Genomic DNA, 15,310 nt, shown 5'->3' on the forward strand with positions numbered 1-15,310 from the left:
ATGCCAATAATAGAATCAACCTACAAAGCACCTTATTTTTTTAGAAATGGGCATGTGTCAACTATCTATTCAGGTTTAATAAGACGAGTAAATGGCGTTATTCAAAATCGAGAACGATTAATACTTCCTGACGATGACTTTTTAGATTTAGACTGGAGTTATACTGAACAAAAATCTGATAAACTTATTATCATTCTCCATGGTTTAGAAGGGAATGGTCAGAGGCCTTATATAACAGGTGTAGCCAAACTTTTTAATAACAATAAATTTGATGCTGTTTGTGTCAATTTTAGAGGCTGTAGTGGCGAGGATAATTTGCAATATCGATCTTACCATTCCGGAGCTACAGAAGATTTAGAGGCTGTTATTAATCATATTTTAAAGACAAAAACATACTCTAAAATCAGTATTAACGGTTTTAGTTTAGGAGGCAATATGTTACTAAAATATTTGGGAGAACGACATAATATACCAAATGAAATAAAAGCAGGTGTTGCTGTTTCTGTACCTTGTGATTTATATGGTTCATGCCAAGAATTACATAAGGTTAAAAATTTAGCCTATCATCAAAATTTTAAAAATTATTTGGTAAGAAGATTACGTAGAAAGCAAAAACTTCATGCTGATAAATTATCTGTAGAAGATATAAAAAGTATTAAAACTTTAAAAGATTTTGATGATGTATATACCTCAAAAGCACATGGTTTTAAGGATGCTCGAGATTATTATAGTCAATGCAGTAGTCTCCAATTCTTATCAACTATTAAAACCCCAACCTTAATTTTAAATGCGTTAAACGATTCGTTTTTGTCTCCAGAATGTTACCCAGTAAAAGAAGCCAAACAAAATGCTCAATTGTTTTTAGAAATGCCCAAGTATGGTGGTCATGTGGGTTTTCATTTGTATGGTAAGTCTTATTACAATGAGAAACGAGCTTTGGAGTTTGTTCTTGAAAATAGTTGAAATTTTTTCTTACATTTAATCTAAACAAATTTCTAGATGCTTAAAAAAGTTTTTGCCAGTGCTGTCTTTGGTGTAGAGGCTTCAACTGTAACCGTTGAAGTCAATGTAGATAAAGGTATTGGCTATCACTTGGTTGGGTTACCAGACAACGCTATTAAAGAAAGTAATTTTCGCATTGCTGCAGCACTTCAAAATAATGGCTATAAAATACCAGGTAAAAAACTAATCATAAATATGTCTCCTGCTGATTTAAGAAAGGAAGGCAGTGCTTATGATTTAACATTGGCAGTAGGTATTTTAGCTGCATCCAGTCAAATTCAGGCAGATAATTTAGACAACTATATCATAATGGGTGAGTTGTCATTAGACGGTACCTTACAGCCTATAAAAGGAGCTTTGCCTATAGCCATAAAAGCAAGAGAAGAGGGTTTTAAAGGGTTTATTCTACCCAAGCAAAATGCAAAAGAGGCTGCTATTGTGAATGATTTGCAAGTTTACGGTGTAGATAATATCAAGCAAGTTATTGAGTACTTTGATGAAGGAATACCATTGGAACAAACCATCATCAATACGCGAGAAGAATTTGAAAAGCAGCTTAATTTCCCCGAGTTTGATTTTTCTGATGTCAAAGGGCAAGAAGGAATTAAACGCTGCATGGAAATTGCTGCGGCTGGTGGTCACAACATAATACTTATTGGGCCACCTGGAGCAGGAAAAACTATGCTAGCTAAACGCTTACCGAGTATTTTACCACCTATGACTTTAAGTGAAGCCTTGGAAACCACCAAGATTCATTCAGTTGTTGGTCGTGTCAAAGAAAACAGCGGACTTATGTCACAACGCCCTTTTAGAAGTCCACATCACACCATTTCTAATGTTGCACTTGTTGGAGGAGGTAGTTATCCGCAACCAGGAGAAATTTCATTGTCGCATAATGGTGTTTTGTTTTTAGATGAATTGCCTGAATTTAAAAGGGAAGTTTTGGAAGTTATGCGTCAACCATTAGAAGATAGAGAGGTAACAATTTCTAGGGCAAAGTTCACAGTTACATATCCATCGTCGTTTATGCTGGTTGCCAGTATGAATCCAAGTCCAGGAGGTTATTTTAACGATCCAAATGCGCCAGTAACATCATCACCAGCAGAAATGCAACGTTATTTAAGTAAGATATCTGGGCCGTTATTAGATAGAATTGATATTCATATTGAAGTTACGCCTGTACCTTTTGAAAAACTTTCTGATGATAGAAAAGCTGAATCATCTGTTGATATCAGAAAACGGGTTACAGCTGCCCGTGAAATTCAGACTAAACGGTTTGAGGATTCTGATAAAGTACATTATAATGCACAAATGAATACCAAGCAAATACGAACGCACTGTCAGTTAGACGATGCATCATTACAGCTTTTAAAAACGGCTATGGAACGATTAAATTTATCAGCGAGAGCCTATGATAGAATTTTAAAAGTAGCACGAACTATTGCTGATTTAGAAGTATCGGAAAACATAAATGGCTCGCACATTAGTGAAGCTATACAATACAGAAGTTTAGATAGAGAAGGTTGGCTAGGCTGAATTTTTTACTAACTTTAAAACAAATATTAACTAAACCAAATACACATGAAAAAATTATCAATTCTTATTTTGGGAGCTTTGCTGGGAGCATTTGCAACTTATTATTTTTGTCCAAATTGTGGGGCAACAGAAGATATGGTTGAAGCTCCTATTGTAAAACCTAAAGGTCTAATATCACCCGAACAAGCAAAAATTTTAGACACTACTTATAATTCTAGATACAAATTAGTTAGTGATTCCATAGTTACTCGAAAAGGTGGAGATAACCGATCGGTTTGGTTTTCGTTAACTGATGTTGAAAATTATATAAAATATGCTGATAGCCAATCTACGGCTTTAGGTTATAATATGGACGGTATTCGTATTTATATGGCAGCCTATCCGGACGATCCTAAATTAGGTGCAGGTTATACAACTGTATTTATGGTACCAACTGGTAGTGAGTCTTTATCTGAAGGTAGTAGTTCATTCTTTAAATTTAAGCGTGTAGGTGGTGGTGACATACCAGGAGGTGATGGTATGAATGATGGTGGATTAGGTGATCCTCCTTCTGCAAATTATCCACAATAATGTGATTTGTGAAGGAATTTTTAGAAAATTATTATTCTATATTAACGAAATCATTTGAGCTTATTGCTGCTTTAACAGGGGTGTTATTATATAGTAAATATAAAAATACGCCTGTTAAATATTTCATATGGTTTTTAGTTTGGATTGTTTTCCTTGAAATCGTTGGTAGTTATCCAAGATATCTAAAAGACCTTGAATTGTTTTATTTAATTGAAGGTACTATTCTAGAAAAGAATTACTGGTGGTTCACTATTAGCTGGACCAGTGCTGCGACCTTGTTTTACTCATGGTTTTTAAGTAAGAGATATAAATCTATTTTTTTTAAAAGAATAATATTTTATGCCAGATACTTATACATAATAGTCATTATTTTAACCATAATATTTAGGTTTGATAGCTTTTTTATTAAAAGAGAAACTTATATTAATATTTTAAGCTTGAGTATCATTTTGTTAAGCTCCATATTTTATCTGTACGAACTTTTAAACTCTGAAAAATTGTTTGACTTTTATAGTTCAATTTATTTTTATGTTTCGGCTATTATATTTATTTGGTGGTTGGTAACAACACCCTTGGGCTTTTTTGAAGTTTATAATACTAAACAAGATTGGGGTTACGTAGCAATTAAATGGACAATAAAATTAGCAGCAAATATCTTTATGTATCTTGGCTTTGCAATTGCGTTAGTAGTATCAAAACCTGAATATGAATAGTTTAAATTACTTAATAGTTTTAATTAGTAGTTTACAAGTAACAACCAAATCTGAACGTTACTTGTTAATCTACATGATATTTACATTAGTAATAATTACTACAATAGTTATTGTTTTTTTTGTAGTGTTTCAAAAAAGAAAAAACAAACTTCTTTTAGATAAAATAAAGCAACAACAGGTTTTTGAAGAGGAAATTTCTAATACGCAAATTGAAATTCAAGAACAAACTCTAAAGAACATTGGTCAAGAATTGCATGACAATATCGGCCAACTATTGTCAGTTGCTAATATGCAATTAAGTATTATGACAACGGCTGTTGACGAAACGATAAAAGAGCAATTTTCAGAAACCAGGGATGTTGTAAAAGATAGTTTGAGAGAAGTTCGGGCGCTATCAAAATCGTTAAATAGTGATGTTATAGCTAATAAAGGTTTTCATGAATCTATACAAAACGAAATCGACAGATTAAATAGGTTAAAAATCTTGAATGCTACATTAACAGATAAAGGAGATAAAGCATTATTTGAAAATCAAAAAGACAGCATTATTTTATTTAGGATTTTTCAGGAATTTATTTCAAATACCGTTAAATATGCTTCAGCAAAAAACTTTTCTGTAACTATTGAATATATGGATGATAAACTTATTCTTCATGCTAAAGATAATGGTAAAGGTTTTGATATTGAGCAAATAGAAAAAGGTGCTGGACTGATGAATATGCAAAATCGAGCCAATTTAATAAATGCTACTTATGAATTAGAATCAGAAATAGGTAAAGGCACGGAGTTGGAAGTTATTTATCCTTACAGAAAACCTAAAACCTTGGTGTTATAAACAAGCATTCCATACAGGATCATCAGGGAGAGGTGCAGTAATAGAAATAGGTTCTTTAGAGACTGGATGTGTGAAATCTAAACGTCTAGCGTGTAGGCTAATACTACCATCCTTATTGCTTCTGTCAAAACCATATTTTAAATCGCCTTTTATAGGACAACCAATACTTGATAGTTGCGATCTGATTTGATGATGTCTTCCTGTTTCCAGCGCAATCTCTAATAAAAAATAATTATCCAATTGTCTAATCGTTTTATAGTGAAGAATAGCTTTTTTTGAGCCTTCGGTTTCTTTTATAAAAGCTGAAGATTTATTGTTTTTAGAATTCTTTTTCAACCAGTGAATCAACGTGCTTTCTGTTTTGTCAGGAATATTTTTAACAAGAGCCCAATAGGTTTTATTTGCTTTTTTTTCTGCAAATAATTTATTTAATCTTGGTAACGCCTTGCTAGTTTTTGCAAACAAGACGATGCCTGTAGTTGGCCTATCTAACCGATGTACAACACCTAAATAAACGTTACCAGGTTTGTTGTATTTCTCTTTTATGAAACTTTTCACTACTTCACTTAAAGGTTTGTCACCAGTTTTATCACCTTGAACTATATCACCAGCACGTTTATTGACAATAATAATGTGATTGTCTTCGTAAAGAACTTGCAGATTATTTTTATTAGATACGATTTTTGAACTCAAGATATTTTATTTCTAACCACTAATACTGTTCTTTATCACTCGGGAAATCAAGTGATTTCACATCGTCAACATATTGAGAAATAGCTTGCGTCATATCTTCATACAAATTCATATATCTTCGTAAAAAACGCGGATTAAATTCATGGGTCATCCCAATCATGTCATGAAGTACTAATACCTGACCATCAACACCATTTCCAGCACCAATTCCAATTACAGGAATACTCACACTTTCAGCGACTTCTTTTGCCAATTTTGCAGGGATTTTCTCTAAAACTATAGCAAAACAACCAGCTTTTTCAAGCATCAAGGCATCCTCTTTTAGTTTTTCTGCTTCTTGTTCCTCTTTGGCTCTTACCGTATAGGTTCCAAATTTATAGATTGATTGTGGTGTAAGCCCCAAATGCCCCATTACAGGAATACCTGCATTGAGTATTCTTTTTATTGATTCTTTAACTTCCTTACCACCTTCAAGTTTTACAGCATGACCACCACTTTCTTTCATAATTCTTATGGCAGAACGTAATGCCTCTTTAGGATCACTTTGATAGCTTCCAAAAGGTAAATCAACCACGACTAATGAACGATCTATTGCTCTGACTACAGAAGAAGCATGATAAATCATTTGATCTAAAGTAATTGGCAATGTGGTTTCGTGACCAGCCATGACGTTACTAGCCGAATCACCAACAAGAATAACATCAATACCAGCACCATCAACAATTTTTGCCATTGTATAATCATAAGCGGTAAGCATGGATATTTTTTCGCCATTAGCTTTCATATCTACCAATGTTTTTACTGTAATTCTTTTGTATCCCTTTTTAGCAACTGACATAGTGTTGTTTTAAAATTTCTAGTTTGTAAAAATACTAAATTAGATATATAGTGTTAAACTTTTCTTTATAGGATTGAAAATAAGACCATCTAATATTATATTCGTTTAAAACTAAACTAATTATGCAACGATTTATATTCTACCTAACCGTGTTATTATCAACAACTATTTTTGGTCAAGAGTCTGCGGAACAACAAGCAGAGCAGACTATCAAAACTTTTTTTGAAGGGTTTCATAAAGGTGACACAACACTTATGAAGTCTGTAATGATGGACAAGGTTTTAATGCAAACAGTTTTTAAAACAAAAGAAGGTAAAGATGTTTTGGTGACAGATGAACCTGGAAAATTAATTAGCGCAGTAGCAAATAGAACTGAAGATCAAAAATGGGAAGAAAAAATATTGGAGTATAAAGTTCAGGTAGACGGTAATATGGCAAATGTTTGGACACCTTATGAATTTTGGTTCAATGGAGAGTTTAGTCATTGTGGCGTCAATTCATTTCAATTATTTCACGATAATGGTACCTGGAAAATAATCTATTTAATAGATACGAGAAGGCGAACAGGTTGTCAAGATTGATTTTATTTGTTTTATGCTTAAAATAATTTGATATTTGGTTATCTAACTAACTATCTAAATTATGTTTAAAAGAATTATAACGGCATCCTGTGTTTGTTTTTCATTAGCGTTATTTGCTCAAGATGTGATTCAGTCAGACACTCTACAAAGTCAAATGAGAATAGGTGTAAAAGGTGGATTAAGCTTACCTTCTTTATCTGACAAATCTGATAATATTTATACTGAAAATTTTAAGTCATTTGCTTCTTTTGAAGTCGGTATTTTCTTCAATTATGAAATCACTAAAGCGATTTCGGCACAAATTGAATTTAATTATGCTAAAAAGGGAGGCGAAAGAAATGAATATCAACCCATTCCACCTTCAGCATTAGAGAGTAATCTACCACCTGATATAGCAGAGCAAATTCCTCCAGGTACCGTATTTTATGCTGATTTTAAAAATCGTAATGAATTGCAATATTTTGAAATTCCGCTACTACTTAAATATACATATACATATGGTAACGATTGGCGTTTTTTTGCTAATGCTGGACCCTACATTGGATTTTTAATGAAAGCTACACAAGTTACTAGTGGGAGCAGTCAAATTTATTTTGATGAAGATAGAGAAATAGCATTATTTCCGGAGACATCGTTTGATGCAAAAACTGATGTGAAAGATAGTTTAAATGATGTGAATTTTGGAGGTGTATTAGGTTTGGGTGTCACCAAACAAGTAACCAATAAATCTGAAATATTATTTGAGGTTAGGGGTACTTATGGATTTATACCCTTGCAAAAGGACGAAACATTTGGAAAGAGTCGCGTAGGCAGTGTCTTATTTTCTCTTGGCTACGTTTATTACTTATAAATTAACAATCACTTAAATGTACACCTACAGCTAAACCACCTTCACTAGTTTCCTTATACTTGGTATTCATGTCTTTGGCCGTTTCCCACATGGTTTGAACAACCTTATCCAAAGGGACTTTTACGTTTTTTGGATCAGTGTCTAATGCCAATTCCGAGGCATTAATTGCTTTGATAGCTCCCATAGCATTGCGCTCAATACACGGAATTTGAACCAAACCTCCAATAGGGTCGCAGGTCATCCCTAAATGATGTTCCATGGCTATTTCAGCGGCAATCAACACTTGTTCAGGAGTGCCTCCTTGTAGTTCACAAAGTGCAGCAGCTGCCATCGCTGATGATACACCAATTTCCGCTTGACAGCCACCCATTGCGGCTGAAATAGTAGCACCTTTTTTAAAGATACTTCCTATTTCCCCAGCAACTAATAAGAAGCGTTTGATATCATCAAAATTTCCATCATGATTTTCAATAACTAAATAATACATTAAAACTGCTGGAATAACACCAGCACTTCCATTAGTAGGTGCTGTCACAACACGTCCTAATGCAGCGTTGACTTCGTTAACGGCAAGTGCAAAACAACTAACCCATTTTATAATTTGTCTAAACTTTACTTCGGTATTTCTTATAGATTGAATCCACTCGGTAGGATCTAAATAGGGTGTATCGCCAATTAAATTTTTATGCATGTCAAAAGCACGTCTTCTTACATTGAGCCCTCCAGGTAAACTTCCTTCAGTATGACATCCTAAATACATGCATTCTAACATAGTGTTCCAGATGCGTTGTAATTCAAAATCAATAGTTTCAATGGGTCTGATTGATTTTTCATTTTCTAAAACAACTCCCGATATCGGCATCTGTAACTGATTGCAGAAATCTAACAGTTGTGTGCCATTTTCAACGGGATAAGGAAACGTACAATAAAAAATGATTTTGTTGGCTTTTGCAACTTTTCGCTCTTCCTGAACCACAAATCCACCACCAATAGAGTAGTAGGTTGATTTGTAATTTCGGCCATTTACGGTTGCAGTAAATGTAAGTGCATTGGAATGAAATGGTAAAAATTTTCTATTAAACGTAATATCTGTTTTGGCATTAAACGGAATTGCTTTTTCATTGTTGAATATAATATTTCCAGAATTGCTAATGGCACTGATTACCACATCAATTGTTTCGGTTGGAATTAATTCAGGATCGGCTCCACTTAAACCCAACATAACAGCCAAATCGGTGGCATGTCCTTTTCCTGTTAAAGATAGTGAACCATAAAGATCAACGGTGATTTTTTCAACTTTGTCAAAACGTTTTTTGTCTTTCAATTCTTTTATCCAGCGTTCAGCTGCGCGCCAAGGACCTAGAGTATGAGAACTTGAAGGACCCACACCAATTTTCAGCATATCAAAAACAGAAATTGACTCCATAAAAATGATTAGTTAGATTTAACCACAAATATACATTTAGTTCTTAATGATAGCATGAAAAAAGGAACGATTACACCTGTTAATGCTTTTTAAATTCCTTAATATTAAAAACATTCATTACCGCTTCTAAATCTGTATAAATGTGTTTACCAACATCATCGGCAGGAACTATAACGACTCTGAATACCTGATTTTGAGTCCATACGGAATCTAATAAACTAAAATTAATGGTACCGTCTAAAAAGAATCGAACATCCTCTCTGGTAAAGTCATAATTGTAAACAAGAGTCCCTTCATTAAATTCAACAGTTTGTGGCACTAAACGCCAGATTTCCTGACCATCAATTACATCCCATAAAATATAAACCAAAGTGACGTCAGATGGATATATTGTGAATCCATATGGTTCAATAAATTCATAGTTGTTACCCGAATTAAAATCTATTTCTATTTCAAAAGCAGGCGCAACAATAAGACCACCATCTTCTCCTGGAGGACCTGGTGGACCAGATGGACCTTCGCAAGAAATGATAAGGATACTAATAAATGATATAATGACTATTACAAGTTTCTTCATGATAAATAAGTTTTGATTCGTTTTTTAAAAGTATGAATAATTAAAGAGATGTAGTAAAGTTTAACCTAATTTATAAAAAATGTGACAAGCTGTCATATTTTTTGTCATGGCACAATACTTGACATTAGCATGATGAATAAAATTTATAATTCAACACAATTAAATTAAAGAAATAAAGAATACAAGTATTATGAGTAAAATTATTGGAATCGATTTAGGAACAACAAACTCTTGCGTTTCTGTTATGGAGGGTAACGAACCTGTTGTAATCCCAAACGCAGAAGGTAAGCGCACAACACCATCGGTAATCGCTTTTGTTGAAGGAGGCGAGATTAAAGTTGGTGACCCAGCAAAACGTCAGGCAGTAACAAACCCGACAAAAACGGTTTATTCTATCAAACGTTTTATGGGAAATAAATATTCTGAATCTAAAAATGAAGCAGAACGCGTACCATATAAAGTAGTAAAAGGTGATAATGATACACCACGAGTAGATATTGATGGTCGTTTATACACACCTCAAGAATTATCAGCCATGATTCTTCAAAAAATGAAGAAAACTGCTGAAGATTATCTAGGACAAGATGTAACACGTGCAGTTATTACTGTACCAGCATACTTTAATGATTCGCAACGTCAAGCAACTAAAGAAGCTGGAGAAATTGCAGGTTTAAAAGTAGAGCGTATTATTAATGAGCCTACTGCTGCAGCTTTAGCTTACGGTATGGATAAGAAAGGTACTGACCAAAAAATCGTTGTTTTTGATTTTGGAGGTGGTACACATGATGTTTCTATCCTAGAATTGGGAGATGGTGTATTTGAAGTATTATCAACTGATGGAGATACGCATCTTGGTGGTGATGATGTAGATGAGAAAATCATAAACTGGTTGGCTGATGAGTTTAAAGCTGACGAAGATATTGATTTGCGTAAAGACCCAATGGCTTTACAACGTTTAAAAGAAGCAGCTGAAAAAGCAAAGATTGAATTATCATCTTCTGCTCAAACTGAAATCAATTTACCTTACGTTACTGCTACTGCTAGTGGACCAAAGCACTTGGTTCGTACCTTAACAAGAGCAAAATTTGAGCAATTAATTGATGATTTAGTAAAGCGTACTATTGAACCTTGCGAGTCTGCACTTAAAGCGGCAGGATTATCAAAAAGTGATATAGATGAAATTATTCTTGTAGGTGGTTCTACCAGAATTCCAGCAGTACAAGAAGCTGTTGAAAAATTCTTTGGTAAAAAACCTAGCAAAGGTGTTAACCCAGATGAAGTTGTTTCTTTAGGAGCAGGTATCCAAGGTGGTGTTTTAACAGGAGATGTTAAAGACGTTTTATTGCTAGATGTAACACCATTATCATTGGGTATTGAAACTATGGGTAACGTGATGACAAAGCTTATAGAAGCAAACACGACAATACCTACAAAGAAATCACAGGTGTTTTCAACAGCTGCAGATAATCAGCCTTCAGTAGAGATTCACGTATTACAAGGTGAGCGTGCTATGGCAGCAGATAATAAAACCATTGGACGTTTCCATTTAGATGGTATTCCACCAGCTAGACGTGGTACACCTCAAATTGAAGTAACGTTTGATATTGATGCTAATGGTATCATAAAAGTATCAGCAACTGATAAAGCCACTGGTAAGTCTCAAGATATTCGTATTGAGGCATCATCAGGATTGACAGAAGAGGAAATTCAAAAAATGAAAGCTGATGCTGAAGCAAATGCTGAAGCAGATGCCAAAGCTAAAGAGACTGCTGATAAATTAAATCAAGCTGATGCTATGATTTTCCAAACTGAAAGTCAGTTGCAAGAATTTGGTGATAAATTATCAGATGATAAAAAGAAGCCAATTGAAGAAGCCTTGGAAGAATTGAAAAAAGCTTTTGAAACTAAAGATTTAGCAGTTATTGATCCAGCTTTGGAAAAAATAAACGAAGCTTGGAAAGTAGCGAGCGAAGAAATGTACAAAGCACAAGCTGAAGCACAACAAGGTGGTGCAGGAGCAGAGCAACCTCAAGGTGATGCAGAAGCATCTAATGAAGGTAGTGATGTTGAAGACGTAGACTTTGAAGAAGTCAAGTAACCTGTCTTGAGTGGAGTCGAAAGATAAATTTCGAAGAAGTAAAATTAATTGTCATTCCGACCAAGTTCTAGGAATCTCAAATAATATAAAAAACGCAACCATTTTTGGTTGCGTTTTCTTATTTATAAAATAGGATTTAGACTACAAAAAATCTATAATTCTTACAAATAAATTGCATTTTATCGAAAAAAAATAGCATTTCAAAGATAAATTCATCATGTTCTATACATTTACTTCATCAATTTAATAGCAAAAATTATGAAACGAAATTTACTTTTATTAATCGTATTTATAGTATCAGTTGGGACAATTTCTGCCCAAACAACGATATGGTCATCAGATTGTGAGGATTTAACAGGATGGTCTGGTGAAGATAATGATGGTGATGGCTCTAACTGGTTCTATTATTCTGGTGGTGAAACGTTTGGTTTTCAATCTGGAAGGTTCTATGGATCGCCTTCATCTTCTATGACACCTGATAATGCACTTTTTACTCCAGCGTTTTTTATTCCTAACGACGCCAACGATATTAAGCTTAATGTACGTGTAGCATCATCGAGTGCTACAAATTACTTGGAGTCTTACGCTGTTTACATCCAAGAAGTTGGCGTAGGAAGTCCTTATGACACTATGTTGTTTCAACAAACATTAGCACAAGGAGGACCTGCTTCTGCTAATGATATTGAAATTACTATCCCAAATAATTTTGCGAATAAATCTGTGAAATTAATTTTCAGACACTATAATTGCAGTAATCAAGACTATCTTTTGTTAGATGACTTCAGGGTAGAATATACTAACACACTTTCTACTCTAGATAATGAATTCAATGATTTCTCTATATTTCCAAATCCTGTAGTAAATGAATTATCATTTAAAACTAACCAGCCTATTTCTAGTATAGAAATTTATAACATTCTTGGAGAGCAAGTTGCAAAAGCTAATACAAATAGAATCATTAATAACAAGATTGATGTTTCAAACTTGACAATAGGAAATTATCTGGTTAGAGTTAAAATTAATGACGTTTCAAAAACTTATAAGTTTATCAAAAAATAAAGATTACTATTTCATTTCATCAATAAAAAGACTCAATTCATTGGGTCTTTTTTTATTGGTTTAATTATTTTTTAGAGTCGCAGTCTTGAAACAACGAGATATTATGAAATGATCTTTAGCGTTAGTTTTCTAGCATTATCAATAGTTTTAATCTGAATTACAAACCTTAATTAGTTGTTTTTTAGATATTTATAAACAATATTTTTTGCTTATTAAAAATAAATAGTTTAAGTTTGTAATCTCCTCAAGAAATTTATTAATAGCAATATATTGGTTGTAGCAAACTTTGATTGATTACACAAAAAAGTGTATTCATATCGATTTGCGCCACATTTACTTGTCTTTTTTACACAATAACTTACTTGTTTATGCAAACGAGGGTATTAACAAATATGTAAGTTATGATGAATTACAAAATTACTTCAATTAAGGGTTTGTTTTACAAAAACAGTCCTTTTAAAATGCTATTATTTTGTTGCTTGGTTTTAGGTTTTTTACTTAATTCAAGCACAAATGTACAAGCACAATCAGTTCCTTTAGGATCTTCAATACACGTTAATTTTGCCGTGGATGGAGATGTCTATTCAGGGTTATTTTCTTTTAGTCCTGATTCAGGTGTAGGAACTGATGACTGGGTGCAAGGCGTATCTGGATTAGGTGTTATTGATGAAACCAATGCCGCTGATATAGCTGAATTGGCTTCTGGTGCCAATGTATCAAAAGAATTTAGAATGTCGGTTCCTGTTTACACAGTTGTAAATGGTGATACATGGATTGATGCCGTATATATACGAGATCAAAACACGCAAGGAGGCAATATGGACTCCAATGTGTTTGGTGCCAGTGACGACAAAAATTTTGATGATCCAACAACTTGGACCATTAAAGAAGGGGATGTGCCTCAAAAAAATGATATCATAGATATTTATGCACATCTACGTAGAGACTCTGATGCGGTTTTTCCAAATAATGATGATCAATGGGCATTTGCTGCAGCTTCTACCCGAAGCGATAATGGTACAAGCTATATTGATTTTGAATATTTTAGAGAAAAAGTAACCTATATTCCTGATGAAGATGAAGTGCCAGCTGATAATAACAATAATGGAACTTTAGTCACAGGAGGAACAGATTGCGGACACACATCGTATGATTTTGATCCTGCTAGTGGTGTAGTTATTACTCATGGAGATATAATATTATCAGCTAACTATACTAATGGTGGAGCCGTAGCTGATGTAAGATTATATGCCTGGATTGATAGTAGTGATTTCCCAGGTGGTTATGCTGCTTTCAATACTTTGCCATTCAGACCATTTAACTTTGGTGATGAGAATGGTAATTTTGAATTTTACAATTGTAATAATGATAATAATATACCATTCGGGTATGCTAGAATTTCTTTAAGATCTGATATTACCGGTGAGGCGGCTATATTTGCCCAAGTAAATACCTCTGCAAATGTTGCAGCGCCATCTTGGGGTACAGTTGCACCCAATGGAAGTTTCACCAATGAGTATATCATGCCAACTTTGGCTGAATTTGGTATTAATGCAACCCTTTTAGGATTAGATACAAGATCTTCAACTGGTGATTGTCAGGCTCCTCTTGGAAGTGTTATTGTTAAAACACGTTCTTCAGACTCGTTTACAGCTGAGCTTAAGGATATGGCTGGACCATTTGATTTAGGTGATACACCAGAATATACAGTTACACTAGCGGGTGACGATTTAGATTGCTTTGAATCTGAAGTTATATTAACTGCAACTCCTGCTCCTCCAGGAACGTATACGTATGAATGGTACAAGGACGGGGTTTTAATTCCTGGTACAGATCCTAATTCTAATACTTTAGCAGTTACAGAAGCTGGAGTATATAAAGTTTTTGCTACAGTGATTATAGCTGGTGAACCTGGTTGTACTGCTGAAAGCGAAGAGTTTACTGTAAATAGTATAAACACAGCTGAAACGCTAGTTCCAGATTGTCCAGATACTGATTCTGTTGACTGTAATGATGATATTGATACCAGATTTAACGATTGGAAAAATCCTGCTGGATTCACTTATGAAGGTGGAGGCGGAATAGTTACAGAATCATTTACGTATTATATAGATAATGTTGAAGTAACGGAAGGCGAATTCGCTGCTCCAAGTGTTTGTGGTGGAGGTATTGCTAAAATAAGATATACTGTGAGTGATCAATGTGAGCAAACAGAATTTTGCGAAACCACATTTACAGTAGCTGATGATGATACCATTCCTGTAATAACAGCTAGTACAGGAAACATAGATTACACTGAATGTAATCCAACGATCACACCACCAACTTTTAGTGCGAGTGATAACTGCTTGGATCAGGATGTACCAGTAATCGGACAAACAACAGGACCAACAAATAATGGTTGTGCTTATAGTCAGACCTGGACAGCTAATTACACAGATGCATGTGATAATCAAGCAGTGGAAGTCAGTGTAACTTATACATGGACAGAGGATACAGAAGTTCCGGTAATAACAGCCAGTACAGGAAACA

General features: G+C 34.1%; 13 protein-coding genes and 1 pseudogene. 10 read left to right on the forward strand and 4 right to left on the reverse strand.

The window, feature by feature from the left end:
- Genes HGK31_RS13850 through HGK31_RS13870 form a run of 5 tightly spaced genes read left to right on the forward strand, consistent with a single transcriptional unit; the run spans position 1 to position 4,656 of the window.
- Entirely contained in the window at positions 1 to 963 is a 963-nt protein-coding gene (locus HGK31_RS13850; RefSeq protein ID WP_191860852.1) for a YheT family hydrolase, read from the forward strand.
- Between the two features lie 36 nt (positions 964 to 999).
- Positions 1,000 to 2,538, forward strand: a complete 1,539-nt coding sequence (locus HGK31_RS13855; protein WP_191860853.1) for a YifB family Mg chelatase-like AAA ATPase — start codon at positions 1,000 to 1,002, stop codon at positions 2,536 to 2,538.
- A 45-nt stretch (positions 2,539 to 2,583) separates the two neighbouring features.
- Positions 2,584 to 3,108 (forward strand): hypothetical protein, encoded by a 525-nt coding sequence (locus tag HGK31_RS13860; protein WP_191860855.1) that lies wholly within the window; start codon positions 2,584 to 2,586, stop codon positions 3,106 to 3,108.
- 8 nt (positions 3,109 to 3,116) lie between these two features.
- Complete coding sequence (locus HGK31_RS13865; protein ID WP_191860857.1) at positions 3,117 to 3,821, forward strand: hypothetical protein; 705 nt, start codon at positions 3,117 to 3,119, stop codon at positions 3,819 to 3,821.
- On the forward strand, positions 3,814 to 4,656 hold the full coding sequence (locus HGK31_RS13870; RefSeq protein ID WP_233451135.1) for a sensor histidine kinase: 843 nt from the start codon (positions 3,814 to 3,816) through the stop codon (positions 4,654 to 4,656). The genes HGK31_RS13865 and HGK31_RS13870 overlap by 8 nt, the downstream gene beginning before the upstream one ends.
- Here the strand turns inward: HGK31_RS13870 and HGK31_RS13875 are convergent.
- Both HGK31_RS13875 and panB read right to left on the reverse strand, forming a co-directional pair.
- Positions 4,651 to 5,349, reverse strand: a complete 699-nt coding sequence (locus HGK31_RS13875; RefSeq protein ID WP_191860859.1) for an RluA family pseudouridine synthase — start codon at positions 5,347 to 5,349, stop codon at positions 4,651 to 4,653. The two genes, HGK31_RS13870 and HGK31_RS13875, sit on opposite strands and share 6 nt — an antisense overlap.
- A 19-nt stretch (positions 5,350 to 5,368) precedes the next feature.
- On the reverse strand, positions 5,369 to 6,187 hold the full coding sequence (gene panB / locus HGK31_RS13880) for a 3-methyl-2-oxobutanoate hydroxymethyltransferase (RefSeq protein ID WP_191860861.1): 819 nt from the start codon (positions 6,185 to 6,187) through the stop codon (positions 5,369 to 5,371).
- Positions 6,188 to 6,309: 122 nt separating this feature from the next.
- Between panB and HGK31_RS13885 the strand changes: the two genes are divergently transcribed.
- Together HGK31_RS13885 and HGK31_RS13890 are read left to right on the forward strand one after the other, a co-directional pair.
- Positions 6,310 to 6,768, forward strand: a complete 459-nt coding sequence (locus tag HGK31_RS13885; RefSeq protein WP_191860863.1) for a nuclear transport factor 2 family protein — start codon at positions 6,310 to 6,312, stop codon at positions 6,766 to 6,768.
- Between the two features lie 61 nt (positions 6,769 to 6,829).
- Positions 6,830 to 7,618, forward strand: a complete 789-nt coding sequence (locus HGK31_RS13890; protein ID WP_191860865.1) for a porin family protein — start codon at positions 6,830 to 6,832, stop codon at positions 7,616 to 7,618.
- Between the two features lies 1 nt (position 7,619).
- Here HGK31_RS13890 and HGK31_RS13895 read toward each other — a convergent pair whose 3' ends face one another.
- Both HGK31_RS13895 and HGK31_RS13900 read right to left on the reverse strand, forming a co-directional pair.
- Positions 7,620 to 9,044, reverse strand: coding sequence for an L-serine ammonia-lyase (locus HGK31_RS13895; RefSeq protein ID WP_191860867.1), 1,425 nt, complete (start codon positions 9,042 to 9,044; stop codon positions 7,620 to 7,622).
- 79 nt (positions 9,045 to 9,123) lie between these two features.
- On the reverse strand, positions 9,124 to 9,621 hold the full coding sequence (locus HGK31_RS13900) for a hypothetical protein (RefSeq protein ID WP_191860869.1): 498 nt from the start codon (positions 9,619 to 9,621) through the stop codon (positions 9,124 to 9,126).
- A 190-nt stretch (positions 9,622 to 9,811) separates the two neighbouring features.
- Between HGK31_RS13900 and dnaK the strand changes: the two genes are divergently transcribed.
- The 3 genes and pseudogenes from dnaK to HGK31_RS13915 form a co-directional block, all read left to right on the forward strand.
- Positions 9,812 to 11,719: a molecular chaperone DnaK gene (gene dnaK, locus HGK31_RS13905; RefSeq protein ID WP_104733929.1), complete on the forward strand. Its 1,908-nt coding sequence runs from the start codon at positions 9,812 to 9,814 to the stop codon at positions 11,717 to 11,719.
- 258 nt (positions 11,720 to 11,977) lie between these two features.
- Positions 11,978 to 12,778 (forward strand): T9SS type A sorting domain-containing protein, encoded by an 801-nt coding sequence (locus HGK31_RS13910; protein ID WP_191860871.1) that lies wholly within the window; start codon positions 11,978 to 11,980, stop codon positions 12,776 to 12,778.
- A gap of 401 nt (positions 12,779 to 13,179) precedes the next feature.
- Positions 13,180 to 15,310: pseudogene (locus tag HGK31_RS13915) on the forward strand (hypothetical protein); the annotation flags it as partial.

The organism is Hanstruepera ponticola (assembly GCF_012931685.1).
GTDB lineage: Bacteria > Bacteroidota > Bacteroidia > Flavobacteriales > Flavobacteriaceae > Hanstruepera > Hanstruepera ponticola.